This is a genomic window from Nitrosomonas ureae, from assembly GCF_001455205.1.
Classification (GTDB): Bacteria; Pseudomonadota; Gammaproteobacteria; order Burkholderiales; family Nitrosomonadaceae; genus Nitrosomonas; species Nitrosomonas ureae.
In genome coordinates, this window is sequence record NZ_CP013341.1 from 848,865 (window position 1) to 875,357 (window position 26,493).

The following is a 26,493-nucleotide window of genomic DNA, read 5'->3' on the forward strand; positions in this document are numbered from 1 at the left end:
ATTACGAGTTTGTTTCTATCTATTAAATACTTATCTCAAAACGTCAACAGACCCTAGCATCTAAGTACGAATTTATCTATATATGGAATAACGGTATTTAAACTCTACATTGAAACAAAAACTTATATAACCTCTTTCTTAAGTAATTGACTTTGATAGTCCTTTTAAAATTAAATATATACACTCGTCAATGAAAGGAGACGACATCAATCTCAAATATTCAAACTCTTCAAGACCAGCTCGTGTTGACAGCTCTGGTACTTTGAGTTGAGCTATGTTTTTTACAATTATTTCATAGTTACAGTCCTGTCCATATGAACGTGCTAGATCTTGTAGATCTTTGTAACCAGCATTGTGTAATATTTGCCAATCTTCGGTAAGTGATTCTGGCACTTTGTTATTTAATATGACTTTGCAAACTTCACTTACAACTCCACCGAATGCTCCTAGCAAGAAAAGAGGTTTTTTAGTACCGAATGCTATGACTATTTCTTCTAAAACACCAGGCATTTTCCCCGTGTAACCAGAGAGTTTTCCGCCTACACAAACTCTATGTGTTGAAGAAGAAATTGACTTCTCTCGCATTTGGGTCAAACATCTAGACCAAATATATGAGTTTTGAGTAGTATCGGACGGTAAAAATGAATATTTGGATGTCCCGTTAGCTATATCATCAGGAATGTCATATACTTTTGTATGCATAATCTGACGATAGCGAGCTCTCCATTCTACGATTTCTTGGTCGGAGACATACAATGATGGACAAGCCAAATGATTTTCTATGAAAGGTAACTCTCTATTAACTCGCTCTTTTAAGATTGCAGCCTCATTAAGAATAAATTCTGTAAATCCATTAGGTCGTAAGTCTCCTCCATATAATAGTGTTGCAGAGCGCGCTAACAAATGTCTTGATAGGTCTTGTGCTAATGAAACCAGATAATCTGAATGTATGTGGTTTATATGATAACCATTTTCTGAACCATCTGAGATTGAGATACCTACTCTCACTGAAGCAAGGTTATTTTGTTCGGAAACATTCCAGAGAGGAGTAAAACTATCGACCTCCAATTGCTGATGCCAATCTGCTTCATCAGAATAAATTGGCGGTTCTGGATAGCATATTTTTCTCTTCCCTTTCCTTTTCAAAGCAAGCACCTGACGAATTTCAGGAGGACGAGCGATTAGTTCGCTGTCTTTATCAATCCATCCTTCGGATCTATACATTTCGAGACAGCGCATTGAATGGCAATGACGAATTGTCTCAATTATAGTGACAGATAGAACACGTAGTGCATCCTTTTCATTTAAAGGGGTACCAGCAGAAACGTGCACCCTAGGAACATTAGAGGCTGCAGGAAAGATACGATCTTCATAATCGTCAAGGCAATTCATAACGACAATCGGTCGATTAAGGCGTTTTGCAGTTAAAATTTCACGTTGACACCAATAGCGAGAAGAGTACTCGTCGCTTTCAATAACTAGCAATGTAGAATTGACTATGTATTTTTCAATTTCACTACCAAAAAGATAGCCTGGCGAGATTTCAGTCGTGTCAAAAAAATGATTCATATTTGTATTATCTATGATTCGTTTTATTTCCTCAGCATGTGACAGGCCTGTTTCATCCGCCTTTGCATGGCTTAGAAATATATTCACCGATGATTCTTTACCTGCCTCTTCATAATTAATTGATGAGAAGCCAAATCGGTAAATCTCGTGTGCTAGTGAGACTATTGCATGATACTCTTTATTCTCGCTCCCCCAATCATAAGATCGAATGCAATTCACGCCGAGAAGCGTGCCACTATGTGTAAGTCCAATTTTATCTGTTGCAACTGGAACGATTTTAATGTCATTTGATATTGGAAAATTTTCTATATAGTTCGACCAATTTGGGCGTCCTATAGTATTAACACTTGTAAAAATAAATACGACGTTCCTCTCGGCAATTGGCTTTGGAACATTATTTGGAATGTCATTACAATTTTGTGAGCTAAAAAAGAATAATGGTATGTTCAATCCTCTTGAGAAAGGTTTAACCTTATCACGCCCAAAATTCTTTCGAACTGCATCTAGAATAGGATTAACCATGCCAGCATCTAAAGGGTTCCAGACGAAGAAAACTGCTAAAGGCGGAGAAAATATTTTGCTCATTAATAGCTTATCCGAATCCCTATATTTTGATTTAATTCAAAATCCTAAACTTAGTACAACATTTAGCTGTCCCAGCCCTCAATTGAAGGATAAACTTTCGCTTATTCCGAAAGCTTGCCGCTGCGTTGATCAACACGTTTATGGGAATCCATAAAATGATATGGATCTGAAATAATTAAATTTCTTCTATTTTTATTTTTTTGAAATATTGAGTTAATCAATTCTCGGCCTTTCACGGAATCAGAAAGAATTGTTTTCTTAAAATTACGAACATTCCCAAACACAATTGAATCCAGATCTACGTTGATTGCTTCACTTCCAAAATAAAAAAAATAATTTGAAATTAACATTTGATCACATCTTCCAGTATCTCGAACTAAATTTTCGAAATTCGGAGTGCCATCTGGTTTGCTATGATGGGAATCTTCTTGTAGCCATTCATCACTTTTATCTCGATGGTATATATTATCTCCCAACATCTGCACCTGACTTCCATTACGTACTGGTTTTTTTAGATTATAATTAAAATTATCCCAGTAATCTTGAAAGGAAATTTTTTCTGATACCTTCATCAAAAATATACATTTTCTTTTAACAGATTTGAGCTCAGCTCCTCCAATACCTAAAATCCAATCGCCAACTTTCGCAGCCTTGCGTATACCCGGTTTACATGTGGCTAATGTACACAGGCCGTGAAAAGGGTTTGGTGCAAAACCTAAATCTCTTGTAATAACATATGTATACAAATTTGAATTTGTTTCTATCAGCATATTACATTTCCGCCATTTTTCTTAGGTGATGGCGTTCCATCGGGATTTTGAAATAAGCTTTTACCGCTTAGAGCATCAATAATTGAATCACCTCTCCAACCAACTATGGAAGTAGCATATTTTCGCAAGTTTGTAGGGATTTCAACCTGATCCTTTAGACCATTTTCATAAACACCAATTATTGGCTTCCCAAGTTGATGAGCCGCTTTTATTTCCCAGTCCACCCATGATCTTGTATGAGTCTCTTTCCCGATTACAACTATCACCTGACTAGCCCATCGCATCTTCATCCGCAAAAGACGCTCAATCGTGCGATCACTAATCTTTTTTTGATCAAGCCTCTTCTGATTTGCTGGTTTAACTCTGATCGAACTATTTCTTAAATGATATCCCTTCTTTGATAGAATGCCCGTAAGTCCGTCAACACTAGCATCATCTTTATGATGGTGGCTAACAAATACGTTTTTAATTATATCCGGCATTCCCTCACTCCATTATTGGGCTGTTTTATTAAAGAGGTATCTTTCAACATTATTAATGTATGAGATGAAAAATTCATTGCATGGAGTCTTCTCATTTTTCATGATTAGTTGCAGTGTTTACTGACATTATATTTCACGCACCTAATGTTGGTTTTAAATCACAAGTAAATCACAAGCAAGGCATTAAAGTTTTTAAAAGCCATGGAGCAAGGTTTTAGTCTTCAGTTCTAACTGCTCACAACGACATATTTTTATATTATTAGCTGTTTTTGCAATCATATATTGAATTCAATCGAATTTATATCTGTAGCATTATTATATTTCGTACAGTTATTAACAGAACTCCAAGGCGGCTGCGCCGCAAATACGGCCTCGCGGTCGCTGCCGTTGTCGCTCCCGCTCAGGCGCTTTGCGCTTCGCCGTTCAGTTGATTCTGTATCAACTGTAATTTTCTCAAACCGCCATTGATGCCAGCGTGTCGGTAGCTGAATGGTATCAGTCTCAACACCGGAGATTTTCTTGCCTATTGGGTCGCCATACTTGCCCCGTTCTTTCGAGTCTATTTTCATCAGTTTGATAGGATTATCTTTGCGTTTGGAAGTCACGCCGCCCATTAATTGAATGAATTGCCACCATTTGTTTTGGTCGGCTGCTTGCTGGGCTTGTTCCAGAATACCTTCTGGCGCATTGTGAATTCTTCTGAGTTCTCGCCAAATACTGACAGGTGCGCCGCCAATTTGCTGGAATTGCCGGATGCCCCAGGTTGACGCCCAGGCTTCCACCCGCTCAGCCGCTTCTTGTATTGGGCTGCCGTCAATATCTTGTTCCAGGCCGTGACCGTCGATGTTTTTTGAGATGTATTTGGCGATATAACCGACGGCGCTGCCTTTGCTTTTATCAATGGGGGTTGCGTTGAAACGGTGAATTTTTGCACCGGGTTCAGCACCATCGGTTTGCAAGGCATAATGTTGCATGATAGTTCTCACTCCTGCGGTTTGTTCAGGCGGCATGAATAGCAATAAGTGCCAATGCGGCGTGCCATCGTGCTGTGGTTCAGCAATGCGGAAACCGTACACAGGAAGATTGTCGCGTTTGAGTTTGGCGCGAATTCTTGACCAGACTTGGTTCAAGTACTTTTGCGCTTGCTTTGGCGTAGTGCCGTCATATTTGGAGTTACGTTCACCGCTGCCGGAATGCCGGGCATGCATTCTGGATGGGCAAGTGATGGTATAGAATTCACCAATATGTCCCAGTTCATTGGCGATGTATTCAAACCCGGAAATGCGCACCATCAATTCGCTGCGCCGGATATATGGATTGGCTAGACCCAGTTCTGACAGCTCACTTAACGTAAAGCACTGGCCGAGTTCGTTGGTTGCCAACAATCCATCAAGAACGCGGCGGATGCGCTTCTTCTGCTCTCTTCGTCTTGTCAGTGTTTCATCGCTGACATAGCGGCCGGCGCGTTGATGCACTAGTCCTAAGCGGATAGCATCCTGTTCCAGCTTTTGCGCATGAATTTTGCGCAGTCGCTGCAACCACCAGGTTTCATCAGTCAGGCGGGTATAGATGCCGGTAACCGTAATATCTCTATCTTCGAGCGATGATCGGTCGATTTCATACTTTTGTGTTCGATGCAGCATAGAGGAAACGGCATGTTCCAGCTTCAAATAAATGCGACTGATTTGCTGCATTTCCTTGACGATATTTTTCGCCAAATCTTTCAGGTGGTCATCGCTGGCATTGAGTGCAATGCTGTTTTTCGTGATCGATCCGTAGGCATTAAGCAAACCATGATTGGCGCTTTGCCTGCCGTCAAAGATATAAGTCTCCTTGTAATCGTGGGCAACGATTTTGCCGAAGCGCTTCGGCAATTGCCGGAATATCGGCGCGCGCCAGCGTTTATCATTGCCATCCGGTTCATCGAGTAAACTTAATATGCTCTCGGCGATGCGTTCACTGGGACTAAACAATTTCTGACTGTCATGTACTGACGTGTGCATACACACCTCAGTACTCGCTAGTTGAATAATGAGTGCAAGATTCAATATAAGCGAGCAGATCGCTATGGCGATAGCGAACTGCCCGCGAACCTATTTTGACGAAAGGAACCCGCGCCCCTGCCCAGCGGTCGCGTTCCAGGAATGCGATACTTACGCCTAAGATTTGTGCAGCTTGTTTAGTAGTGAGTAAAGGGTTTTGCATGGTTGACTCCGTGAGTTGATGAATACGAAGTCAATTTGCGACAAGTGACGGATTAATAAAAGATGCTAAAAAAATAGAAACCTACCTATTTTTTTAAGAATGATTCCGATTTTTTAATCCTTTGATTTTGTTGGCGCTCCAGGAGATTGTGCCGAATCTGACGCGACAGTTCGCACTAAATTTCTAAATGATTTAGAAGAAAAAGTAGACGAATAGCCAAATTCTTGCATGATGGGATGCTTTTGCATTTCTTCATAATTCAAGTCCGGATTCTTTTCCCATAATTGTTTAGCCAATTCGATACAAACTACTCGTTGCCTGCGTCGCTCTGTTATTCTTTCGTACCAACTATTGTTTTCATCATCAGGATCTACCTGATCACTAATTACAGGATCAATTGCCGTGTATGTCTTAGGTGACCAGCAAGGTGGAGGATCAAGTAAGGCAACTTTGTCGCACCAAGTAATGACTTCATTTCGTTTTACATAGAGATTATCCAAGTAATCTTTACTAAATTTATTATGCATGAGCCATTGGTAAAATTTTATGGTATGCCAGAAATCAAATATAAATGAGAGGAATGAATCATCGATAAAGATTTTATAACCCTTCCACCTAGCGGAAATTTCTTTGCTGCCCATTGCCCGGATTAAGCGATCAATTGCAATCCTTAATTCTGATGAAATTGCGTGGGGATCGGTTTGATCGGGTTTTTCACCGACCCAGTCGTGTGCCAGTTGCCAGACGGTTTTGAAATCGGGATTGTTTTCTACATGCATGGCAGATCATCCTATGAGAAATAAACTCATTTGACGGACAAATAATTTGCATGCTTGAGGAGATTTGCGAATGCTAGAATCTGCCACCCTTGACAAGCTGCCGCCACCCGAAGTTCGGTTTTGCATGAAGGATTGCAGTTTTGTGATTTAGTCGGCAATAAGTAAATGCGTTGCTATGTGAGATCTACAGGAATCTAAAGACGAGAAAGCTTCAATCCTTCATCAATATTTTCTTGGGTAGCGGCAGCCTGTCAAGGGCAAGCCGCTTCGCGGTGGCATTAAGGATTGAGCAGAACACGACAAGCATTAGTCAACATTATGGATAGCTGAATGCACCCGTTCAAGCATTTTACTGGTTATATTACTGCGACGCTCAATCTGGCTAACATAGGCTTGGCTGACACCCATTCGTAGTGCAAGTTGCTCTTGGGTAATACCTGCTTTAATGCGCGCCAAAGCCACAGGATTATCAACGTAATCTTCAAGAACAAACGGTTCATAGGGTTGTTCAGCATCCTCACCAACCTCACAGGTAGCCAGTTCTTTTTCAATTTGATCTTTTAGAGCGCGATAAACCGCCATAGGTAATAATACATATTCATCTTTACCGTGTATGGATTTAATCTTCTGTAGCGTCATTTGTAAGCGTCTCCACGCGGTTTGATTTTTTCAACGGCAATAATCTTAACGACATCATGCCGCTCAAAAATAATACGCCAGTTACCAACTCTTAATCGAAAGTACGGTTCACCTTCAAGCTTTTTGATATCTAGCGAACTATCATCAGGATTACGGCCAAGCTGCTCTAGCTTCTCAGCGATCCTAAATCGATCTGATCTAGACAAACTTTGCAGTTTCTTCTTGGCTTGAGACCGTATCAATAAACTGTAAGGTTTACACATATTATAAGTTATTAAATGTTATATTCAAGCGTTCTGATGTATGGGAAGTTGCAATACTTTCTTTTCTTCACTCACTTTAAAGTATCGCCATAGCTGAATAGATATCTGCTCCATAGGTTTTCTTAGACGCTCTACATCGCTGACAATATAACCAGCCGTCACATCGTTAGTCATTTTATGATTCACCAGTCGTTTAAGTGCATAAGCGGATATATCAATACTCTCTGCAACTGTGATAAAAGTACGCCGTAGATCGTGAAGCGTGAACGATACCCCGGATAATTTAATTACTTTCTGTACTTGGCTGCGTGGTTCAATCAAATATCCCGCTTTACCATCCCCAGCAAAAACATATTCAGAATCTGTTGCAGTCTTTCTATTTTGCAGCAAATTGAAAACAAAATCGGTTAGCGGCAGCGTCAAAGGCTCTCGATTCTTGGTATCGGTTAATGTGAAAGATCGATCATTCAAATCAATATCTGACCATTTCAGCGTTGCAGCTTCCTGACGCCTCAAACCTGTAAATAAAAGGAATAAGAGATAATCAGCCACCATTGCAGACTGGCTGGATATCGGATCTTGTTTGAGTGACATAACAGATTCATACCAAAGGGAAAGTTGATGAGGTTTGATAACGGTCTGGCGACGATCTACCCGATACCACGCACGAGTTTGAGTCAAGCGCATTACGGGATTTTCCCGCAAAACTGAATGCCCACTACCATCTTCATATTGTGCAATAGCAAAATTGAACAATGCTCGCAAAAACCGCATAGACAGATTTGCATAGGCTTCTCCTCTTTCTGTGCCAATTTTGCTATGGCGTTTAGTAACCATATCTTTGCTAATGCCGATCATCGCTTTTTCCTGCCAATCAGCAAATGCGACTTTCATCAATCTTCTGTAATCATAGAGCGTTCTCTCTTTGAGATTCTTTCTGATTTTAACGAAATCATCAAAAGCTTGTTTCAATGTCGTGCGTTGCAGAGTCTCTTGTTTCTTCTCCGCAGTCGGATTACGACCCACAGCAATATGACCTAGTAATTTATGCGCTTCTTTTCTGGCTTGCTCAACGGTTAACTCGGGATAACGACCTAGGGTTAATCGCTTCACTTTGCCATCAATGCGCTTTTCAAGGATAAAAGATTTTGAACCGGATGCGGTGATACGCACTGCAAAGCCTCTCAACTCTGAATCACGCACAAAGGCTTGGCCAGTTTCTGGTGTAGACAATTTGTCTACATAGGATTTTGTAATTTTGTGCGGGAGTATTTGAGGTGTAGTCATTGCTTTAATCTCCTTTCATGTAGACACTATGTAGACAGCAGGCGTCAAACCATAGATAAGAGTTTAAAACAACATACTATATAAAATCAATACAAAACAATGAGATTAAATATTATTCAAAAATATTAAAACAATGTGAAACAGTACATTTTAGAATTCGTAATCAGTAGGTCGGAGGTTCGACTCCTCTCAACAGCACCATTCCTTTGTTACCCATGCAGTTCTGCTCTAAAAGCGAGAATGGGGGCGACTTTTCAGGGGTTCTAAACCCTTCATTTCGGCAGTATTGAAGCCGTTCACTAAAAGCGAGCTTTAGTACGGTTCTTCTATGTTCTAACCTATCAGAAACCCATAGTTTCTGCGGGTTTTATAGAAATGAGAAGGCGGTTCTAAATGTTTCATCGAAAGATTGCAGTGGACGACCACATTTTGCTATTTTTTCATCAATTTCGATTTTTTCTTCTTCCAGTTGGCGTATTTTCTTCTCACAAGCCGTAATCAAGATCGAATTATCAGCTTCCGCAATGCGGTCTAAGAATTGTTCAGTTTTGCGCTCAATCTGAATAAGATTCCGTCGAATAGCTTCTGCTTCCTGTTTTGCGTCATTACGCCGCGCATTCCACAGATCGGTAAAAACTCGGCGACCAGGAAGAGAATATCCCTAGAAGGCTTCATTTCGCTCAACAGCGCCTCAAACTCGGTTGACTCCGTGAGTTGTTAATACGGAATCAATACTGCTGCAACCCGCATAAAAATAAAAAAGGGTTAGGGACTGAAGGATATTTTAACTTGCCAATCAATAAGCATTAAGCTTCCTAAAGCCTTATCAGGAAAACGTTTTGGCGAACCTCAGCTTGCATCTGTTAAATGAAAACAAAATAGCTATTTTTTCGACTTAAGGGTTATTTCAAATTTTATCGAGTACTCTGCTTTAGGCGGACGCCCTGGTTTTCTATAATCTTTTTGCGGATCAAGCTCGGAAATCGATTCAGTGATTGTACTTAAGTCATATTGAGCGCCGTTGCCAATTCGCTGCAATATTTTATATCTGGCAATATGATTAGGATGGATATCGGAATCAAATTCCTATAATGTGCTGGCTATTGCTTGGCAACGAATCCTATCTTCTATTTCATTTGCGGGTCGGTAGTTTTTAGCTTCCCTAGTAATTATTTGCCCATCAGGTAGATATTTTGGCATCCAACAAATCGGTGGATCTTAATGAGATTAGCCGAATAATGTGTTCTCTAAGCTTGGTGAAATCGCGTCTGTATCTGTTTCGTTTGGATCGGCATTTGCCCAATTATGAGCTAATTGCCAGACAGTTTGATAATCTGGATTATCATCAAGAAACATAGCAGGTCATTTGCAGTGATAATTGAATACCTTCAATTGACGGCTAATGAGTTGCCGTTCTTGAGAACGGTTTTTTGCTAAGATGATTTGCCGCTCTTAAAAGATTGCCACCACTCAAAGCTCAATTCATTCATTAAGTAGAAAGAAAATCCCTTATTAATCCTTATAGGCAAATCAACAGTTGTGAATATTTCATAAATATATTGTGAACTTTTTGTGAAGTATGTTATCTTAGATATAACAAGCCCCCTTTAAGATAGCATTGATATACATCCAACCAGGAGATTCACATGAATAAAAGTCAGAATACTATTTTCACAGCCGCAAAAATTACTTTCGTTTTATTTGTCATTGTTCCTCTAATTGGTCTTATGATGGTTGGAGATTCACCTTCATTTACAGTAATGCAAACTGAAGTAAGTTGGATAGAAGCTGATATCGTTTTAGGGACTCTATTTTTTATAGGCTATCTTGTATTTGCCAGCATATCTAAAAAAGCACAGGTTTCTCAGCATAAAATTAATGCCTAAATTTTCTTAGGCTAATAGAAGGTCAATGTTATTATACATTGGCCTTTTTCTATTTAGAAACGAAGGGATATGAAATTTTTTGCCGGAATAGTTTTGATATTTGTTCAATTGATTTTCATAAATGTCTTTATCACTGATCATTTTTTGAAAACGGTCTGGAAAGAATTACGCACACCCCAAGAACAAAGCATCCGTTAAAACCCAATAGGTTTCAACTGGGACTACACACTTCGTGAATAGCATTACTTACACGTTCAAGCATTTTATGAGTTTGTTGCTACGGCACTCAATCTGACTCACATAGGCTTGACTGACGCCCATTCGCTGCGTACGTTGCTCTTGGGTAATATCTGCTTTAGTGCGGGCCAAAGCCATAGGATTATCCACATAATCTTCAAGAGCAAATGGAACATAAGCTTGCTCCGTATTCTGATCGGCTTTAAAAACAGCCAACTCTTTTTCAATCTGATCTTTCAGTGTGCGATAAACCGCTCGGTAACAAAACATATTCATCTTTACCTTGAACAGATTTTATTTTCTGAAGTGTCATTTGCAAGTATCTCCTCTTGGTTTGATTTTTTCAACGGCAATAATTTTAATGACATCATGCCGTTCAAAAATAATACGCCAGTTACCTACTGCACGGCTCACCTTCAAGCTTTTTGATATCTACCGAGCTATCATCAGGATTATGGCCAAGCTGCTCTAGTTTCTCAGCGATTCTGAATCGATCTGATCTGGGCAGCTCTGCAGTTTCTTTTTGGCTTGAGACCGTATCAATAAACTGTAAGGCTTACACATTATAAAATATTATATTCAAGCAATTTAATTTCTTAGAAGAACGTGCAACGGTGAAGGATACGACTAACAAATCAATTTGAACAATCATTTACTTGAATAAGATAAACTACCTCTTTGCTATTCAAAGAATTAAACATGGTGCTATATAAAAATAATGAATATGGAGATTAAGAAAATAACTGAAAGCGAAGAAAATGTTTCATTTACGAAATCTGCTGAATTCTTTTAAATGAATACCGGGTGGTGTTACCAGGCATTCAGGCATTATTCGGCTTTCAGTTTATTGCAGTTTTTAATTCTGGCTTCACATTATTACTTTCTGATTTTAATCTGAAACTTCATCTATCTGCCTTAATCTTAACCACGTTTTCTATTGCTTCTGTTATGACTCCCGCTGCTTATCATAGGCAAACTGGATCACATAAAGTAAAAGAAGAGTTTTTAAAAATTGCCTCTAAATTATTATTATTTGGAATGCTGCTTCTTATAATCGCATTTTGCATTGATGTTTATTTAATTGCACAAATTATTATAAGCAATTCTATTGCTTTGCTTCTGGCATCCTTATTAACCATATTATTCATCTTCGTTTGGCACATATTATCTCACTCAAGATAACATTATTTATTCTAAAATTTGTCAAGTTTGTATGCTGGCTAACAGACTTAGTGAATTAATAAAATTAGTCTTATTAACGTCGCTCATGAAAATTAGACGGTATTTTAATAATCTCAGATAATTTTAATTAGGATATGCTAATGAATATATCAGAAATACCCATCTGCCAATAATCTGTATATTTTTAATCGTATTTGGATTAATTGCATGCTCTGCAAGTGATAGAGCAGAAAAAGAAGCTGATCTTTTAGAAGATAGGGCTGATCAAATCAGACAAGAAGATAAAGAAAACAAAAAAGCCACTGAGCGAGCAGGAGAGGCCATAGCCGATAGAAAAGAAGAAGAAGCTAAACAAATTAGAAAATATGCCGAGGATACCGCAGATAGATTAGATGATGAGGCAGATAGAGTTAGAAAGAATACGGATAATTAAAATTCACATTTATCCGAGATAACGCCTTGATAGGCAAATAGAATTTGTTCAAGTTTTGCTGTACTGGTTTCCATGCGCAATCTTAGATACAAATAGCACGTTGGGAGCTTTCCCAATAATTATGAAAGGATGATATGCAATGGCAACAGGTACAGTTAAATGGTTCAACGATTCCAAAGGTTTTGGTTTTATTACTCCTGATGATGGGAAAGAAGATTTATTTGCACACTTTTCAGCAATTAGTTCAAATGGATTTAAGACTCTGAAGGAAGGTCAAAAAGTTTCATTTGAAATTACTCAGGGTCAAAAAGGCAAGCAAGCTTCAAACATCAGAGAAAATTAACTCAAACTTGAAAGTCTGTACAGACAATCCGGCGGTTTATTAATAGAATAAAAGCTCGCCCCCCTTAAAAGGTGAGCTTTTGTATGAGCGTATGCGAGTTATTATGGTGCTTTATTCCATAATTTTCGTGTAGTTAAAAAGCTCAGAAAAAAAGCAGTTCTTGTCTAACAATGTAATGACGTATGCATAAAATCACTCACTCCTGACTATTTTAAAGATTAGTACAGGATTCAAAATTAGCGAACAGGTTGCTATGGAAATAGCGAAAAGCTTACCTGCCAGTCTTTTGTGCGGGAAATACTTTCTTTTGCCAACCGGCCTATTTCCAAAAAATAGCGCTTACATCGAAAGAATGTGATTCTTCTTGTTCTCATTAAAATTATTACTTTGTCATCGCAAAACAACTTCTTTACTGGAGAAGTTGCGTGGAGCTTTATTAAATTTTCCCAGATGACAAGCGATGGGTTTTCTAAAAATTATTTTGCGAATCAAAATTACCAATCTTTCAGAATGCTCATTATTACTCGATTCAGATCCATTAATATAGAGATGACGGAAAATCACTACAACGATAAAAACTATTTTTTCTCTTGCAATTGTTGTAAAAAAGACTCAATTAAGAAAAATTAAGAAATTATCTGTGATAATAAATGTGAATTTTTTGTGAATTTATTGTAAAATTTTCGTTAAGTTTGATTCTAATTTGTTCAGATGTTTTTTATGAATTTTTTCTGGAGAGTTTTAAAATGCGTAATAATCTTGTTAACAATAACAAAGCAATTCCCCTGAGCTTGGTTCTGATATGTGTTTTGGCATCAGTTGGTTTGATTTTTTTAGAAGGAATGAATGTTGGAATAGTATTTTTTGCAGGCTATATGGTAATAGCCACAATTAGTAGCGCTTTTAAAGATAAAAGATATTATTCTCGCAGAGCTTTGGGCTAATTTATATCCACCGCGATCAGACCGATATTATTTTTTAGTATCGGCCTTTTTTATTTTGTAAATTTAAGAGATAAGCAACTTCCTGGAAAAGAGATTTATTCATTTACAGATATTTTGAATATTGTAGATATAAATACTTTCCAATTTTATTTAATCCACATCCAAACTCCCATTGCAATCATCATCAAATTTTCTGTTAACGACACAAAGCCGAGTGGAACTTTACTATTACCGCCGACGCAAGCGCATTTCAATTCTCTCTTATCAACATACACAGCCTTGAATACAGAAATTGCACCCACAGTTCCTATAAAAAGCGCTATGGGAGAGGATATCCAGAATAACGTACCTGAGATCATCAAGATCCCAGCAAATAATTCACCAAAAGGATATAGATAACTGTAGCGAACCCACTTCCTTGCCAGCAGATCGTAGTTCAGGAACATGGTAGAGAAATTTTCAACATCTTGTAGCTTCTGAACTGCAAGTAAACACATTGCAAAGGAAATAAACCATTCTAAGATGTGAAAATTTAAGATCGTCTCATTCAATTTCCAATTCATCGCTATGGCTAACAGAAAGGAAACGGAGAATATCGCAATTACAGGCTGATAGTTAGCCTCGTCATTTTTCTTACTTTTTCCATCGAAGTACTCACGCAACTCACCGTATCCACCAACACGTTTGCCATTGATCCAAGTTTGAGGAGTTGTTTCGACATTATGCTCTTTCTGGAAAGCATCGGTCTCTTCACGTGTCTTAAGGTGATGGTCTTCAACGTCAAAGCCACTGCGTTCAAGTAAATCCTTCGATTTAAGACCATAAGGGCAAATATGATCTGCCATCACCATACGATATAGCTTTACTTTCTTTGGGTCAGTTATAGTCATTTTATTTTTTCCAAAAAATATTATGTAGAAGCACTTTGATCTACCGAAAAGTGGTTAATTTTATTTTCTTCTTAAACTTTGAGGAGCTGTAATAGTTTTAAGGATATCTGCTCCATGGGCCTCCTTAAACGCTCTACATCATTAACAATATAGCTCGCGGTAACATCGCTGGACATCTTGTGATTTACTAAGCGTTTAAGTGCATAGGCTGATATGTCAATGTTTTCAGTTATGGTAATAAAAGTACGCCGAAAGTCATGTAGTGTGAAAATCACACCTGAAAATTCTGTAACTTTCTGCACCTGACGGCGAGTTTCTATCAAATACCCAGCCTTTCCATCACCAGCAAACACATATTCAGAATATTTGATAACTTTTCTACTTTCCAACAGTTGGACAATAAAATCAGTCAGTGGCAGTGTCAACGGTTCTCTATTTTTAGTATCCTTTAACGTGAAAGATAGGTCATTCAAATCAATAGCTGACCACTTCAGAGCTGCAACTTCCTGGCGTCTTAGTCCCGTAAATAAGAGAAATAAAAGATAATCAGCCACCAGAGCGGATTGGCTTGAATTTTGATCTTGCTTGAGTGAAATAACCGCTTGATACCAAAGTGCCAGCTGATGAAATTTGATGCCGATCTAACCGATACCAGGCGCGTGTTTGCGTCAGCCGCATCACGGGGTTTTCCCGTAAAATTGAATGTCCGTTGCCATCTTTGTATTGCGCGATGGCAAAATTAAACAAGGCACGTAAAAAATGCATTGGCAGATTGGCATAGCCCTCGCCTCGTTCTGTACCGATTTTGTTCTGACGCTTGCTGACCATATCTTTGTTGATGTTGATTATTGCCTATTGCTTTTTTTTCAGTCGACAAATGCGACTTTCAACAATCATCGGTAATCATAAAGCGTTCGCTCTTTGAGATTCTTTCGGGTGTTAAGGAAATCATCAAAGGCTTGTTTCAGTGTCGTACTGACTACTTCGGAATAACTCCTACCGGTTGCTGGAGTCGATTGGCAACATCCCACAAGCAGAATTGGAAAAGGCGTATTATAGTCAACAAAAAGTGTCAGGCTAAACTACCTCACTCAAACTACTGACTCTCCGGAGTAGCCGGACCGATTCACTTTCTAATGATTCAATTTTTTTATGCCAGCAAAGGAAAAAAAGAAAATATTCGTTCTTGATACTTCGGTTATCTTATACAACCATGGTGCAATTTACAGTTTTGAAGAAAATGATGTAGCCATTCCGATTACCGTAGTGGAAGAGCTTGACCATTTTAAGAAAGGCAATGACATCAAGAACTTTGAAGCCAGAGAATTCATACGAATTATGGATAAATTGTCGGCAAATCATTCGTTGCAAAATTGGATTCCCATTGATCAGCCTAATCACGGTCATTTCAAAGTGTGCATGCAAGGAAAGACCATAGGACCGGATGCCACCGAGGTATTTGGAGAAAACACAGCCGATCATCGTATTCTAAATACAGTAATTTCACTGAACGAAGAATATCCGGGCAGAAAAATAGTCTTGGTATCCAAGGATATCAATCTTCGGCTCAAAGCAAAATCCCTGAATATTCCAGCGGAAGATTTTGAAACGGGGAAAATCAAAAATCTTGAATCTTTGTATACAGGTAAAACAATAATCGAGGGATTAACGAAAGGGATTATCGACAACATTTATACCCAGAATTTTTGTATGCCCGCCGATATCGGTATACAAGATCCCATACCCAATCATTATTTTATTCTGAAGAGCAGCCGGACTTCTGTTTTGGTATTTTATAATCCTTTATCCCAACGAATTGAGCGTATTGAAAAAGAATCCGCCTTCCGGATTACACCTAGAAATGCCGAGCAAGTATTTGCTTTGCATGCAATTACCAATCCGAATGTCAAACTTGCCACCCTGCAGGGTGTTGCCGGAACAGGAAAAACCTTACTCGCACTTGCCGGTGCCCTTGACCAGAAAAGACATTTCAAGCAGATATACTTGGCACGCCCAATTGTGCCTTTAAGCAATAAAGACATTGGTTTCTTGCCGGGCGATATCGTTTCTAAGCTTAATCCCTATATGGAGCCGCTGTGGGATAACCTTAAATTCATTAAAAGCTTGTTCACTGAGAAAGATAAAGAATATAAGCAGATTACGGATGCCGTTGATCAGGAAAAACTAAAAATTACTCCGCTTGCTTATATCCGCGGACGCAGTATTTCAAATGTTTTTTTTATTGTGGATGAAGCACAAAATCTCACGCCTCATGAAGTAAAAACGATCATCACGCGCGCCGGTGAAAACACTAAAATTGTATTTACCGGTGATATTTATCAAATAGATACCCCCTATCTTGATTCCCAAAGTAATGGCCTATCCTATCTGATCGATAAAATCAGGCATCACGATATTTATGCGCATGTGCGACTGGAAAAAGGTGAGCGCTCAAACCTTGCGAATTTGGCTAATCAGTTGCTATAAAGCGGAAAATTGTTACTCACTACAACGCGTAAAAGCATCAATCCTGACCAGCAATCGATATCTTGGATGTATCATCCAATCAATGTTATCTGCACCTCGGATATAGTAATAACTTTGCAACCCAGTAATTGCGCGCCTGCTTACTGCAGCAAGAAATCTATATTGGATACCGGAGTAAGTATCCGGGGAGTGTCTCGTGCCGTCTCATTAAAAGATGGCAAAATTGTCTCTTGAAACGGCGCTATTAAATTTCTTGATTCACTGGTCTGTGTAAATCCACGATTGCGTAGTGCTTTCTTCAAGCTAAACGAAGATAAATTAGGATTAAATTCCATGATGAGCATGTTTGTAAATGCAAATACAGAGCTTGTAGTAAAAGGCAGAAATGGAGTCCCTCTCGCGCTCAAGTCGGTATACATTGAGCTGATCACAATAATTAATTCTTGGCCGTTGAAATAGGCCGTGGCATCGATGGATGTCAGTGGGCGGGGCAAACCATCAACCGCAGGAATTCCTGCGTATCCAATCGCCGTTGCACTATCGATACACACATTCTGATTGTTATTAACAAAACGAGGGATACCGCCTGTCAAACTTAAACGATATATCCCTTCCCCGACATTTTCTATGACCTCAAACTTACTTTGAATCGGCGTAATACTGGGGGTTGGATCATTGGAATCAACTGCATTCAGGCAGGTAAATCCATCGTACACAATACTTGTTGCCAGAGCATAACCTTGCAAAAGAACAGAAAATAATGTTATTACTAATCCCTGCATCATTTTCATCGTAAGACCTCGTGTAAGCGTCAAGTATGTCCGACCCACTGCATAATCCGGTGACAAGGCCCCATTCATAACTTTTTCTTTATTGCCTGAGAATGGCAGATACATCAATAGATCAATAGAGGGAAATTTATGTTTTAGCGTTTATCAGGCTATATAGCTTAGCAAAAGTATCACCTACATACTTGATTTGCTCCATTGTATGTGCAGCATTTACGCTGCAACGCACAAGTGATTTACCTTCGGGCGCCGCTGGCGGCAAAATTAGATTTACATAAATATTATGTTCGAGCAATTGTTGCCAGAGTAGAAGTGCTTGTCCTGGCGTTTCAACAACGGCAGCGATGACCGGCCCCGGATCCGGCCCTAACTTATAGCCTACTTCTTTAAGCTGCGAATAGAGTTGTCGGCAATTGCTCCATAATTTGTCACGCAAATGACTTCCTTTTCTAAGTAGTTCGAGGGCCGCTCGTGTTGAAGCAATTGTTGCCGGTGATGGCGATGCAGTAAAAATATAAGGATGACTAACATACCGTAATTGTTCAAGCTGCGGATGATTACTCACGCAAAATCCGCCAATACTGCATAGGCTCTTGCTAAAGGTTCCTGTAATAAAGTCAACCTCATTTAACAATCCCGTTTCCTCAACAAGACCTTGACCTGTTTTACCTAAAACACCGAGCGAGTGAGCCTCGTCAAGTAGCAATAGCCCACCATATTTATTCTTCAATTGCACGATATCAGCCAAGAGCGCCTGATCTCCAAGCATACTATATATACCTTCAGCAATAATGAGCGTAGTTTCAACACTATTACCCAGACGACGCAATCGTTTCTCCATGTCGGCCATATCATTATGTTTGAAACGAATAATATTCGCACCGCTCAGAATACAACCATCGTAAATACTCGCATGAGAATCGCCATCAATCAGCACCGTATCACCGGGACCAACCAGACCAGAAATAACGCCTAAGTTCGCTTGATAGCCCGTTGTAAAAACAATGCCCGAGCTGCATTGATAAAAATCAGCAAATTCTCTCTCTAATGCTCGATGACCAAAATAACTCCCATTCGCCATCCGTGAACCCGTGGTTCCCGTTCCTTCTTTATCAATTGCATCATGTGCCGCACGAATACATTCCGGAGCAAAAGTTAAACCCAAGTAATTATTTGTACCCATCAAAAGTACGCGACGATCCCCAATTCGAGCTTCAGTGGCCGAAAAAACCTCTTCGATTGGGATACCAAACGCGCCCACTCCATCAGGCAAAAGTGCTTTTCTGGCAGCAGCAGCAGCATCTAGCTTTTCAAGTAAATTCATTATGATGATGTCGTTTTAATTTTATGTACCAAATCAACTAATTCACGAACTGTTTGAACATCTGTCAACGCATTTATAGGAATTGAAATATCAAAAGCATCTTCAATTTCCATAATCAGATTGAGCAGTTTGATGGAATCAATCGATAATTGGCTGATCAGGTTTGTTTCCGGGGTAATCAATACATCCGCATTGGTTAAATCGCTTAGACGGTCACAGAGCAACTTCATGATCTCATCATAATTACTTTCAGTCATAGGTTATTTCAGTGCAGTTAATTTTGAAATTAAATTACTTCAGATAATACATCTTGTAAACGAATTCTGGGATGCCATTCAGGTAACGCATTAGTCAAAGGGGTATTATTGCATACCCAGTCTTCATGCTGTAATTCATTAACCTTTCCCGGGGTCAACATAGGTGAGTATTGAAAGAAACGGGCAAACCAGAGATTAATCAATGCGATACACCGGATAAGCAGATCTGGGATCACAATACAATATACTGTGCGCTTCCATACTTGCTGTGCTATGACTTTAAGGCTCTGATAACTATATCCATCAGGTGTACCATCATCGAGTTCAAAGATTCCATTGATCGGATTCTTGGAATTTAACCAGGCTTGAATAGCTGAAACCAAATCACATACATGTATTAATCCAAATCTGTTTTGCATTTTCCCAACAACCGGAAGAAATCCGCGGTGTATCGATTGAAAAAGCGGCTTCATTTCTTTATCACCCGGACCATAAACAGCTGTAGGACGAAAGATTGTCCATTGCAGTTGGCTTGAAAGTTCAATAAGTTTCTGCTCTGATAAATATTTGCTTTGAGCGTACCAGGATAATTCTGGTTGGCGTGCTGCTAAGGAAGAAATTAATAAGAAGCGAGGGAAAAGCTTTTGTTTTACCAGGATATGCAGAATATTCTCTGTTCCTGTAATATTGGTACGCTCAAATTCTTGAAAAGAGCTTCCTTTTACTGTTGCAGCACAATGAATTACACACGCCACACCATCAACTAGACGATGCAATGCATTTAAATCTTCTAAGTCACCTTGGATCCACTGAATTAATTCGGTATCTGAAAAACGGATAGTCCGAGTAAGTGCACGAACTATCCATCCATCTTGAATGAGTCTTTGAATTAGTACGCTGCCAATAAAACCAGTAGCACCTGTTACAGCTACTAATTTTCGCATATCTTTTATCTGTCGCCTGACTCTACAAAAGATAATTGATCAACTAATTGAGTTCTCTGAATATATCCCTGTCTAGCCGCAAAACGCGAAAGCTTACCAGATGAGGTCCTTGGCAAGGTATGCGGCGGTACAAGCTCAACAACACAATTGACTCCAAATGCCATATAAACAAGCTGCTGCAATCTAGTAGTCAGTGATTGACGTTCTGTTGGAGAGGTAAGTCTGCATTCAATCACTAGTACAATAGTCGTGGTACCATCTTCATCATTAACTCCAAAAGCAGATGCCTCACGCGACCTGACTTCCGGTTGCTGTTCGGCTAGCTCTTCGATATCTTGCGCTCGAATATTGCGACCATTAACTATAATCACATCGGTACGACGTCCGGTTATAAACAAATCACCTTCAAACAGAAAACCAATATCGCCAGTATCGAGCCAATTTCCAGGCTTAAGTGCCTTGTTCGTCTCTTCTGGGTTATTATAATAACCAGTCATTACGCTATCGCCCTGCACCAGTACGCTTCCAACCATCATCTCAGATAATTGATGACCATCTTCGCCAATTATTTTAACGATATGCCCGGGCAATGGACGCCCGCAATTTACAAATTCATTTTGTTTTCGACCATCAGCTTGCAATCTCACTGCCATTTTTTTATCAATCAGGGTCTTACTATCTACTTGCAGACTATTACATCCTGTATTGATTTTTGAAAATGTAACAGCAAGTGTTGATTCTGCAAGTCCATAACATGGCAAAAAAGCATTCTCATCAAAGCCGGCTGATGAAAATTTCTCAGCGAAGTTTCTTAAAGTTTCGGGACGAATCATTTCTGCGCCGATACCAGCTGCTCGCCAACAACTCAAATCCAATTCTTTTAGATCAGATTCTCGCACACGAAGTGTACATAGCTTAAGGCCAAATGGTTGGCTGAATGCAACCGTACAGCGATTCCTGCTAATTAGCCGCAGCCACTGCAATGGACGAATTGCAAAATCCCGAGTTGCTAAATAATCTACTGAAATCTGTGTAACCATCGGAGCCAGAACGAGCCCAACCAACCCCATATCATGATAAAAAGGCAACCACGATGCAGAACGATCATCAGATCTTATTTCCAAACCGTTACGCACGATACCCTGTAAATTACACATCAAGGCTCGTTCCGTTATAACTACACCACGTGGGGTGCGCGTACTACCTGATGTAAATTGCAAATACGCAGTTTCATCTGGATGATTAGGCTGCAGTTCTACATCATGTATAGGAAGCTCATTTAATTTTCCCGGTGTTCCCGTCCAGCGAATGCTGGTTGCACCTATTACCGCCTCATCAAGAAAATTAATGTAATCAATATTAGCTAGTGCAATACTCGCTTGACTACTTTCAAGCATACCCCTCAATTGCTGAACATATATTGCATGGCTTCCGAGATTAACCGGAATCGGCATTGCAAATGGAACTAACCCAGCATAGCGGCATGCAAAAAACAACTCAACAAATTCCGGAGAGGTATCAGCGATGATCGCTACCCGGCTACCCCGGGGCAAATCAAAACCGAACAAACGCTTAGCCAAAATACGAGCATTCTGCCTAAGTATCTTGTATGGCAGAACTGAACGAACATTTCCCTTTGCGTCATAAAAGTTATACCCCGTTACTCCCTTCGCTGCATATTCTAAAGCACTTGTTAGCGTATCAAAGCCAGCTAACTGCTGAATTAGCGTATTGAGTGTCGGTGTCGGTGTTAGATGCAATTCGCTTGAAGGCTGAAAATCAAACGCTTGCGTTAGCGGAGCGTTCAACTTGATTATTGTCGAACTCAAGATCTTCCCCTCGAAGTAATTGTACTTGTCATCTTGCTCATTTTTGCAAGAAATTCTGGTTGAGCGTGCCAATTTTTATTATTAAATTTTAAATAATGCATTTTTTCTGGCTGGAAAATTTTCATTCAAACGCTTACCGCTGACATTGCTTAACAAATATAAGTGTGTCATATTTGACCACTAAGCAGCTTATATAAGGTGCTTTTTCCTGTCAAGGCAATATTAGATTGGTGTTGCATCAAAACAACACCCGTTTAAATGACACTGTGAGAGCTCTGATCAAATCACATTCTGTATCCGCTCTCTTTGATCGATATTTTTATTTCGTACTCTCTTTTTATTTGGATTAAGTTTCCCTATCCTATACCGATGGATTCTGATGCATCACAAAACTGCACATAAAATTAAATCCCGATGTTTTTTCAGCATTGACTATCAAAATTTGTAATATTCATTTATTTAACTCACATCTGCAGCTGATATATAAACTGTCAGTCCGACACATCATCCTAACAACACCCTTTTTTGCAATGTCTGTACAATTCGATAAGCGGCATACGCAGCAATCAGATGTTTTAACGTATGCCCGCTAACCCAGCCATCCGTCCAAGCAAAAATTGATTGATCCAATAACTCGGCCACCTTCGCAAACGCGTATAACGCAATGACCTGATAGATATCGCGACCATGGCTGTAGCGTGATGAAAAACGCAGGCTGATCCAGATAATCAGCAAAATCAGATAAAACTGCATCACGATATAAAAGTTTAGGTTACCCCTGCCCTGCTGTTCGGTCCAATACCAATACAGCACGCTTAACACCGCCAAAATTACCAATAACGGTAACACTCTTAGGCCTATATTTGCACTCCCACGCTCGATCAAAGTTGCAGACAGCAGCGCGGCTATAGCAATGACAATAGGTATTCTATCCCACAGCAAACGATGGATATCCGGCGCCCAGTGATAATAGATGGAACCAAATGCGACCAAGGCTATACTGGAAAACAACACCCAGTATGGCAAGCTTTCTTTACCGTGATGAAATGTAGTTTGCGTTGGCATTCGCTGAACTCGCCACAGAAACATTAATCCAGCGCCTCCGCTGAGCAAAAAACCCAAATTGGATACTACATCGCTGAAATTAGGAATGCCAAAGAAATCACGTCGATCAGCGAAGAGATGATATTCGACGGACTGCGGAATAGGCGGCAGCAACATAGCCGCAATGATGACTACCACTGATAATCCGCCCATTATCCAAAGCTGTCGCTGCAAATTCACTCTATTAGACCTGGCATCATTCTGAATTCCTTGTCAGTTGACCTATAAAGCATTTCAATACATCTGGCCAACAGCTTCTCCGATCCGGCCAACAGCAATGATATTGATGCCTGCAATGGCCTGCTTGGGTTTATTGGCTAATGGAATAATAGCCTGCTTAAAGCCAAGTTTCGCGGCCTCTTTAAGTCGCTCCTGCCCGCGTTGCACCGGGCGTATTTCTCCGGCCAAACCAATCTCACCGATCACAATCATTTTTTCCGCTATCGGTTTATTTCTTAGAGATGAAACCACCGCCAACATAACTGCAAGATCGGCACCTGGTTCAGTAATTTTTACGCCCCCTACGGCATTAACAAAAACATCCTGATCATAGCAAGGAATGCCTGCATGGCGATGCAATACTGCCAATAGCATTGCCAGTCTGTTTTGTTCTAATCCGACACAAAGTCGTCGCGGATTGGGCGAGCGTGCTTCGTCGACCAAAGCCTGAATTTCCACCAATAGCGGGCGCGTGCCTTCTTGCGTAACCATAATGCATGATCCCGGTACTTGCTTGTCATGATGCGAAAGAAACAATGCTGATGGATTCTTCACTTCGCGCAATCCTTTCTCGCTCATCGCAAAAACACCTAATTCATTAATCGCGCCAAAACGATTCTTGAATGCGCGAACCATGCGAAAACTGGAGTGCATATCACCTTCAAAATACAACACAGTGTCGACCATATGCTCCAGTACGCGCGGACCGGCCAACGCACCCTCTTTGGTAACATGGCCGACTAAAATAATGCAGATACCGCTCGATTTAGCCAAGCGCGTTAATTGCGCTGCACATTCACGCACTTGTGCAACCGATCCCGGCGCTGATTGCAACACCTCGGAATAGATAGTTTGAATCGAATCGATCACCGCCACCGATGGTTTACGCTCCACCAAGACAGCCTGGATTTTCTCTAATTGAATTTCTGCATACAACTCGACCGACTGTACGTTCAGCGCCAATCGTTTAGCACGCAGCGCCACTTGCTGCGCGGATTCCTCACCGCTTATGTACAATACTGAATGCTGCGCCGACATAAAAGACAATGCTTGCAACAACAAGGTTGATTTACCGATCCCCGGATCTCCTCCCAGCAACACCACACCCCCATGCACTAATCCACCGCCCAGCACACGATCAAGCTCTTCAATACCGGTCGGGTAGCGCGCTTCTTCTCGCGCCTCGATAGTACTTAAGTTTTGTACCTGACCGATTTCCGATACTGGACTGAAACGCGACACAGCTTTCTCTGTCAGCGTTTCTATCAAAGTGTTCCATGCCTGGCAATGCGGACATTGACCTTGCCATTTGAGGGTTTGCCCACCACACTCAATGCAAGAAAAAATGTTTTTTTGTTTGGCCATTAATTCAGAAAAATTCGATTATGTTTGCAATTTCGCTACTGAGAATTGCAAGCTAATCATAGACCTCAGCCTTCTCGAAAGTTGCTCCGCATGCATCTTTGTCGGACAGTACCGGTGATCCGATAATCGGCCAGTCAATGGCCAGCGTGGGATCATTCCAAACAATACAACGCTCGTGCTCGGGTGCCCAGTAATCAGTGGTGTTATACAGAAACTCGGCGTAATCGGACAGCACAACGAAACCATGCGCGAAGCCAGGTGGAATCCATAATTGATTTTTGTTCTCGGCGCTCAGTATTCCACCCACCCATTTTCCAAAAGTCGGTGAAGAGCGACGAATATCCACAGCTATATCAAATACCTCCCCTGCTACCACGCGCGCAAGTTTCCCTTGCGCCTGTTTGATCTGATAATGCAAGCCACGCAAAACATTGCGCGCAGAGCGCGAATGATTGCTTTGCACAAATTGCACTGATCTTCCAATAACTGACTCAAAACTACGTTGATTAAAACTCTCATAGAAAAATCCGCGTTCATCGCCGAAAACCTTGGGTTCAATCAGCAGAACATCCGGAATTGCAAGTGGGGTCGATTTCATCCGATATATACCTAAGTCAAAATTCACGTTTCAATACATGCAACAAGTACTGGCCATATCCATTCTTTGCCAGTGGTGTTGCCAGGGTCTCCAGCTGTACCGCACTAATCCAACCGCGCAAAAATGCGATTTCTTCCGGACAAGCAATTTTCAATCCCTGTCGGCGCTCGATGGTCGCAACAAACTGACTTGCGTCGAGCAAGGATTCATGCGTACCGGTATCGAGCCAAGCATAACCGCGCCGCATGATTTCAACATTAAGCGCAGAATGTTCAAGATAAACACGATTCAAGTCAGTAATTTCCAGCTCGTTGCGGCTGGAAGGTTTCAGGCTTTTAGCGTAATCAACCACATGCTGATCATAAAAATAGAGTCCTGTTACCGCATAATTAGATTTGGGATGTTGAGGCTTTTCCACCAAATTCAACACCTTACCGGCAGCATCAAACTCAACCACACCATATCGATCCGGATCGTGCACGTGATAGGCGAATACGCTGGCCCCGCTAGTACGCAGCATCGCGCTCAACAGCAAGTCATGAAAATCATGTCCATAAAAAATATTATCGCCCAATACCAACGCTGAACAATCGTTACCTATGAATGACTCGCCAATCAGAAAGGCCTGCGCCAGACCATCGGGTGAAGGTTGCTCAGCATAGCTGATACTCAATCCCCATTGATTTCCATCACGCAATAATTGTTGATAATTGACAACATCACGTGGCGTAGAAATTACCAGAATCTCTCGAATACCCGCCAGCATCAACGTACTAAGCGGGTAATAAATCATAGGCTTATCGAAAACCGGCAACAATTGCTTGGATACCGTTTGTGTGACGGGATAAAGTCGCGTTCCGGAACCGCCCGCAAGCACGATACCCTTGCGCCGGGGAACAACTGCTCCTGGAAAGTCCCTTGTTTTGTCAGAAGTATATAATATTGGCATTCATAACCCCGTGATGTTCACAAACTTGTTAAAGCTCGCTTCCATCCGGCCCCATTCACTAAAAAGAACAGCGATTGTACTATATCCGGTTCATATTCCAGCAAATTACACGATGCAATAACCACAGTATGTTGA

At 40.5% G+C, this 26,493-nt stretch carries 27 protein-coding genes; 5 read left to right on the forward strand and 22 right to left on the reverse strand.

The window, feature by feature from the left end; all coding sequences use genetic code 11:
- Window positions 1–138: 138 nt before the first annotated feature.
- The 9 genes from ATY38_RS04045 to ATY38_RS04085 all read right to left on the reverse strand — a co-directional run bounded on the left by ATY38_RS04045 (window position 139) and on the right by ATY38_RS04085 (window position 8,579).
- Window positions 139–2,154 carry a TIR domain-containing protein gene (locus ATY38_RS04045; RefSeq protein ID WP_062558172.1) on the reverse strand — a complete coding sequence of 672 codons (2,016 nt, stop codon included), beginning with the start codon at window positions 2,152–2,154 and terminating at the stop codon, window positions 139–141.
- Between the two features lie 101 nt (window positions 2,155–2,255).
- On the reverse strand, window positions 2,256–2,924 hold the full coding sequence (locus tag ATY38_RS04050; protein WP_062558173.1) for an Nmad2 family putative nucleotide modification protein: 669 nt from the start codon (window positions 2,922–2,924) through the stop codon (window positions 2,256–2,258).
- The gene (locus ATY38_RS04055; protein ID WP_176767937.1) at window positions 2,918–3,406 is read right to left on the reverse strand and encodes a TIR domain-containing protein; all 489 of its coding nucleotides are present in this window, start codon (window positions 3,404–3,406) and stop codon (window positions 2,918–2,920) included. Before ATY38_RS04055 ends, ATY38_RS04050 begins: the two co-directional genes overlap by 7 nt.
- A 275-nt stretch (window positions 3,407–3,681) precedes the next feature.
- Window positions 3,682–5,409, reverse strand: coding sequence for a replication endonuclease (locus tag ATY38_RS04060; protein ID WP_062558174.1), 1,728 nt, complete (start codon window positions 5,407–5,409; stop codon window positions 3,682–3,684).
- 7 nt (window positions 5,410–5,416) lie between these two features.
- Window positions 5,417–5,611 carry a helix-turn-helix transcriptional regulator gene (locus ATY38_RS04065; RefSeq protein WP_062558175.1) on the reverse strand — a complete coding sequence of 65 codons (195 nt, stop codon included), beginning with the start codon at window positions 5,609–5,611 and terminating at the stop codon, window positions 5,417–5,419.
- 113 nt (window positions 5,612–5,724) lie between these two features.
- The gene (locus ATY38_RS04070; RefSeq protein WP_062558176.1) at window positions 5,725–6,390 is read right to left on the reverse strand and encodes a hypothetical protein; all 666 of its coding nucleotides are present in this window, start codon (window positions 6,388–6,390) and stop codon (window positions 5,725–5,727) included.
- Between the two features lie 306 nt (window positions 6,391–6,696).
- Entirely contained in the window at window positions 6,697–7,029 is a 333-nt protein-coding gene (locus ATY38_RS04075; RefSeq protein WP_062558177.1) for a helix-turn-helix domain-containing protein, read from the reverse strand.
- Window positions 7,026–7,292 (reverse strand): type II toxin-antitoxin system RelE family toxin, encoded by a 267-nt coding sequence (locus ATY38_RS04080; RefSeq protein WP_062558178.1) that lies wholly within the window; start codon window positions 7,290–7,292, stop codon window positions 7,026–7,028. Before ATY38_RS04080 ends, ATY38_RS04075 begins: the two co-directional genes overlap by 4 nt.
- A 24-nt stretch (window positions 7,293–7,316) precedes the next feature.
- Window positions 7,317–8,579: a tyrosine-type recombinase/integrase gene (locus ATY38_RS04085; RefSeq protein WP_062558179.1), complete on the reverse strand. Its 1,263-nt coding sequence runs from the start codon at window positions 8,577–8,579 to the stop codon at window positions 7,317–7,319.
- A gap of 1,646 nt (window positions 8,580–10,225) precedes the next feature.
- On the opposite strand from ATY38_RS04085, the gene ATY38_RS04090 reads away from it, so the two are divergent.
- Window positions 10,226–10,465, forward strand: coding sequence for a hypothetical protein (locus tag ATY38_RS04090; protein WP_062558180.1), 240 nt, complete (start codon window positions 10,226–10,228; stop codon window positions 10,463–10,465).
- A 246-nt stretch (window positions 10,466–10,711) separates the two neighbouring features.
- Here the strand turns inward: ATY38_RS04090 and ATY38_RS04095 are convergent, their stop codons facing one another.
- Window positions 10,712–10,972: a helix-turn-helix domain-containing protein gene (locus ATY38_RS04095; RefSeq protein WP_235590387.1), complete on the reverse strand. Its 261-nt coding sequence runs from the start codon at window positions 10,970–10,972 to the stop codon at window positions 10,712–10,714.
- Between the two features lie 513 nt (window positions 10,973–11,485).
- On the opposite strand from ATY38_RS04095, the gene ATY38_RS04100 reads away from it, so the two are divergent.
- The 3 genes from ATY38_RS04100 (at window position 11,486) to ATY38_RS04110 (ending at window position 13,604) form a co-directional block, all read left to right on the forward strand.
- Window positions 11,486–11,884, forward strand: a complete 399-nt coding sequence (locus tag ATY38_RS04100; RefSeq protein ID WP_256325513.1) for a DUF6328 family protein — start codon at window positions 11,486–11,488, stop codon at window positions 11,882–11,884.
- Window positions 11,885–12,456: 572 nt separating this feature from the next.
- Window positions 12,457–12,660: a cold-shock protein gene (locus ATY38_RS04105; RefSeq protein ID WP_062558182.1), complete on the forward strand. Its 204-nt coding sequence runs from the start codon at window positions 12,457–12,459 to the stop codon at window positions 12,658–12,660.
- 746 nt (window positions 12,661–13,406) lie between these two features.
- The gene (locus ATY38_RS04110; protein WP_062558183.1) at window positions 13,407–13,604 is read left to right on the forward strand and encodes a hypothetical protein; all 198 of its coding nucleotides are present in this window, start codon (window positions 13,407–13,409) and stop codon (window positions 13,602–13,604) included.
- 146 nt (window positions 13,605–13,750) lie between these two features.
- Here ATY38_RS04110 and ATY38_RS04115 read toward each other — a convergent pair whose 3' ends face one another.
- From ATY38_RS04115 to ATY38_RS16400, 3 genes are all read right to left on the reverse strand, one after another.
- Window positions 13,751–14,494, reverse strand: coding sequence for a MauE/DoxX family redox-associated membrane protein (locus tag ATY38_RS04115; RefSeq protein WP_062558184.1), 744 nt, complete (start codon window positions 14,492–14,494; stop codon window positions 13,751–13,753).
- 71 nt (window positions 14,495–14,565) lie between these two features.
- Complete coding sequence (locus ATY38_RS04120; protein ID WP_062558185.1) at window positions 14,566–15,048, reverse strand: tyrosine-type recombinase/integrase; 483 nt, start codon at window positions 15,046–15,048, stop codon at window positions 14,566–14,568.
- A complete protein-coding gene (locus tag ATY38_RS16400; RefSeq protein WP_062558186.1) occupies window positions 15,041–15,322 on the reverse strand; it encodes a hypothetical protein in 282 nt (93 codons plus the stop codon). The genes ATY38_RS04120 and ATY38_RS16400 overlap by 8 nt, the downstream gene beginning before the upstream one ends.
- Window positions 15,323–15,646: 324 nt before the next feature.
- On the opposite strand from ATY38_RS16400, the gene ATY38_RS04130 reads away from it, so the two are divergent.
- Window positions 15,647–16,981, forward strand: a complete 1,335-nt coding sequence (locus ATY38_RS04130; protein WP_062558187.1) for a PhoH family protein — start codon at window positions 15,647–15,649, stop codon at window positions 16,979–16,981.
- Window positions 16,982–17,121: 140 nt separating this feature from the next.
- Here the strand turns inward: ATY38_RS04130 and ATY38_RS04135 are convergent, their stop codons facing one another.
- The 9 genes from ATY38_RS04135 to rfbA form a co-directional block, all read right to left on the reverse strand.
- A complete protein-coding gene (locus ATY38_RS04135) occupies window positions 17,122–17,877 on the reverse strand; it encodes a hypothetical protein (RefSeq protein ID WP_062558188.1) in 756 nt (251 codons plus the stop codon).
- A 22-nt stretch (window positions 17,878–17,899) separates the two neighbouring features.
- Window positions 17,900–19,093: a serine palmitoyltransferase gene (gene spt, locus ATY38_RS04140; RefSeq protein WP_062558189.1), complete on the reverse strand. Its 1,194-nt coding sequence runs from the start codon at window positions 19,091–19,093 to the stop codon at window positions 17,900–17,902.
- On the reverse strand, window positions 19,093–19,350 hold the full coding sequence (locus ATY38_RS04145) for an acyl carrier protein (protein ID WP_013646339.1): 258 nt from the start codon (window positions 19,348–19,350) through the stop codon (window positions 19,093–19,095). The genes spt and ATY38_RS04145 overlap by 1 nt, the downstream gene beginning before the upstream one ends.
- 29 nt (window positions 19,351–19,379) lie before the next feature.
- Window positions 19,380–20,294, reverse strand: a complete 915-nt coding sequence (locus tag ATY38_RS04150; RefSeq protein WP_062558190.1) for an NAD-dependent epimerase/dehydratase family protein — start codon at window positions 20,292–20,294, stop codon at window positions 19,380–19,382.
- Window positions 20,295–20,299: 5 nt separating this feature from the next.
- Window positions 20,300–22,123: a fatty acyl-AMP ligase gene (locus ATY38_RS04155; RefSeq protein WP_062558191.1), complete on the reverse strand. Its 1,824-nt coding sequence runs from the start codon at window positions 22,121–22,123 to the stop codon at window positions 20,300–20,302.
- 504 nt (window positions 22,124–22,627) lie between these two features.
- Window positions 22,628–23,380, reverse strand: coding sequence for an alkaline phytoceramidase (locus ATY38_RS04160; RefSeq protein ID WP_062558192.1), 753 nt, complete (start codon window positions 23,378–23,380; stop codon window positions 22,628–22,630).
- A gap of 81 nt (window positions 23,381–23,461) precedes the next feature.
- Window positions 23,462–24,811 (reverse strand): DNA repair protein RadA, encoded by a 1,350-nt coding sequence (radA, locus tag ATY38_RS04165; protein WP_062558193.1) that lies wholly within the window; start codon window positions 24,809–24,811, stop codon window positions 23,462–23,464.
- Between the two features lie 52 nt (window positions 24,812–24,863).
- Entirely contained in the window at window positions 24,864–25,409 is a 546-nt protein-coding gene (rfbC, locus tag ATY38_RS04170; RefSeq protein ID WP_062558194.1) for a dTDP-4-dehydrorhamnose 3,5-epimerase, read from the reverse strand.
- Window positions 25,410–25,425: 16 nt separating this feature from the next.
- Window positions 25,426–26,358 (reverse strand): glucose-1-phosphate thymidylyltransferase RfbA, encoded by a 933-nt coding sequence (rfbA, locus tag ATY38_RS04175; protein WP_062558195.1) that lies wholly within the window; start codon window positions 26,356–26,358, stop codon window positions 25,426–25,428.
- Window positions 26,359–26,493 lie beyond the last annotated feature (135 nt).

Excerpts from the sequence above, each read along its gene's own strand:
- spt (WP_062558189.1), bottom strand. The coding sequence starts at position 19,093 with ATGAATTTACTTGAAAAGCTAGATGCTGCTGCTGCTGCCAGAAAAGCA.
- ATY38_RS04070 (WP_062558176.1), bottom strand. The coding sequence starts at position 6,390 with ATGCATGTAGAAAACAATCCCGATTTCAAAACCGTCTGGCAACTGGCA.
- rfbA (WP_062558195.1), bottom strand. The coding sequence starts at position 26,358 with ATGCCAATATTATATACTTCTGACAAAACAAGGGACTTTCCAGGAGCA.
- ATY38_RS04095 (WP_235590387.1), bottom strand. The coding sequence starts at position 10,972 with ATGTTTTGTTACCGAGCGGTTTATCGCACACTGAAAGATCAGATTGAA.
- ATY38_RS04080 (WP_062558178.1), bottom strand. The coding sequence starts at position 7,292 with ATGTGTAAACCTTACAGTTTATTGATACGGTCTCAAGCCAAGAAGAAA.
- ATY38_RS04085 (WP_062558179.1), bottom strand. The coding sequence starts at position 8,579 with ATGACTACACCTCAAATACTCCCGCACAAAATTACAAAATCCTATGTA.
- ATY38_RS04160 (WP_062558192.1), bottom strand. The coding sequence starts at position 23,380 with ATGGGCGGATTATCAGTGGTAGTCATCATTGCGGCTATGTTGCTGCCG.
- ATY38_RS04130 (WP_062558187.1), top strand. The coding sequence starts at position 15,647 with ATGCCAGCAAAGGAAAAAAAGAAAATATTCGTTCTTGATACTTCGGTT.
- ATY38_RS04090 (WP_062558180.1), top strand. The coding sequence starts at position 10,226 with ATGAATAAAAGTCAGAATACTATTTTCACAGCCGCAAAAATTACTTTC.
- radA (WP_062558193.1), bottom strand. The coding sequence starts at position 24,811 with ATGGCCAAACAAAAAAACATTTTTTCTTGCATTGAGTGTGGTGGGCAA.
- ATY38_RS04115 (WP_062558184.1), bottom strand. The coding sequence starts at position 14,494 with ATGACTATAACTGACCCAAAGAAAGTAAAGCTATATCGTATGGTGATG.
- ATY38_RS04105 (WP_062558182.1), top strand. The coding sequence starts at position 12,457 with ATGGCAACAGGTACAGTTAAATGGTTCAACGATTCCAAAGGTTTTGGT.
- ATY38_RS04050 (WP_062558173.1), bottom strand. The coding sequence starts at position 2,924 with ATGCTGATAGAAACAAATTCAAATTTGTATACATATGTTATTACAAGA.
- ATY38_RS04060 (WP_062558174.1), bottom strand. The coding sequence starts at position 5,409 with ATGCACACGTCAGTACATGACAGTCAGAAATTGTTTAGTCCCAGTGAA.
- ATY38_RS04045 (WP_062558172.1), bottom strand. The coding sequence starts at position 2,154 with ATGAGCAAAATATTTTCTCCGCCTTTAGCAGTTTTCTTCGTCTGGAAC.
- ATY38_RS04065 (WP_062558175.1), bottom strand. The coding sequence starts at position 5,611 with ATGCAAAACCCTTTACTCACTACTAAACAAGCTGCACAAATCTTAGGC.
- ATY38_RS04145 (WP_013646339.1), bottom strand. The coding sequence starts at position 19,350 with ATGACTGAAAGTAATTATGATGAGATCATGAAGTTGCTCTGTGACCGT.
- ATY38_RS04150 (WP_062558190.1), bottom strand. The coding sequence starts at position 20,294 with ATGCGAAAATTAGTAGCTGTAACAGGTGCTACTGGTTTTATTGGCAGC.
- ATY38_RS16400 (WP_062558186.1), bottom strand. The coding sequence starts at position 15,322 with ATGGTCAGCAAGCGTCAGAACAAAATCGGTACAGAACGAGGCGAGGGC.
- ATY38_RS04110 (WP_062558183.1), top strand. The coding sequence starts at position 13,407 with ATGCGTAATAATCTTGTTAACAATAACAAAGCAATTCCCCTGAGCTTG.
- rfbC (WP_062558194.1), bottom strand. The coding sequence starts at position 25,409 with ATGAAATCGACCCCACTTGCAATTCCGGATGTTCTGCTGATTGAACCC.
- ATY38_RS04055 (WP_176767937.1), bottom strand. The coding sequence starts at position 3,406 with ATGCCGGATATAATTAAAAACGTATTTGTTAGCCACCATCATAAAGAT.
- ATY38_RS04075 (WP_062558177.1), bottom strand. The coding sequence starts at position 7,029 with ATGACGCTACAGAAGATTAAATCCATACACGGTAAAGATGAATATGTA.
- ATY38_RS04135 (WP_062558188.1), bottom strand. The coding sequence starts at position 17,877 with ATGTATCTGCCATTCTCAGGCAATAAAGAAAAAGTTATGAATGGGGCC.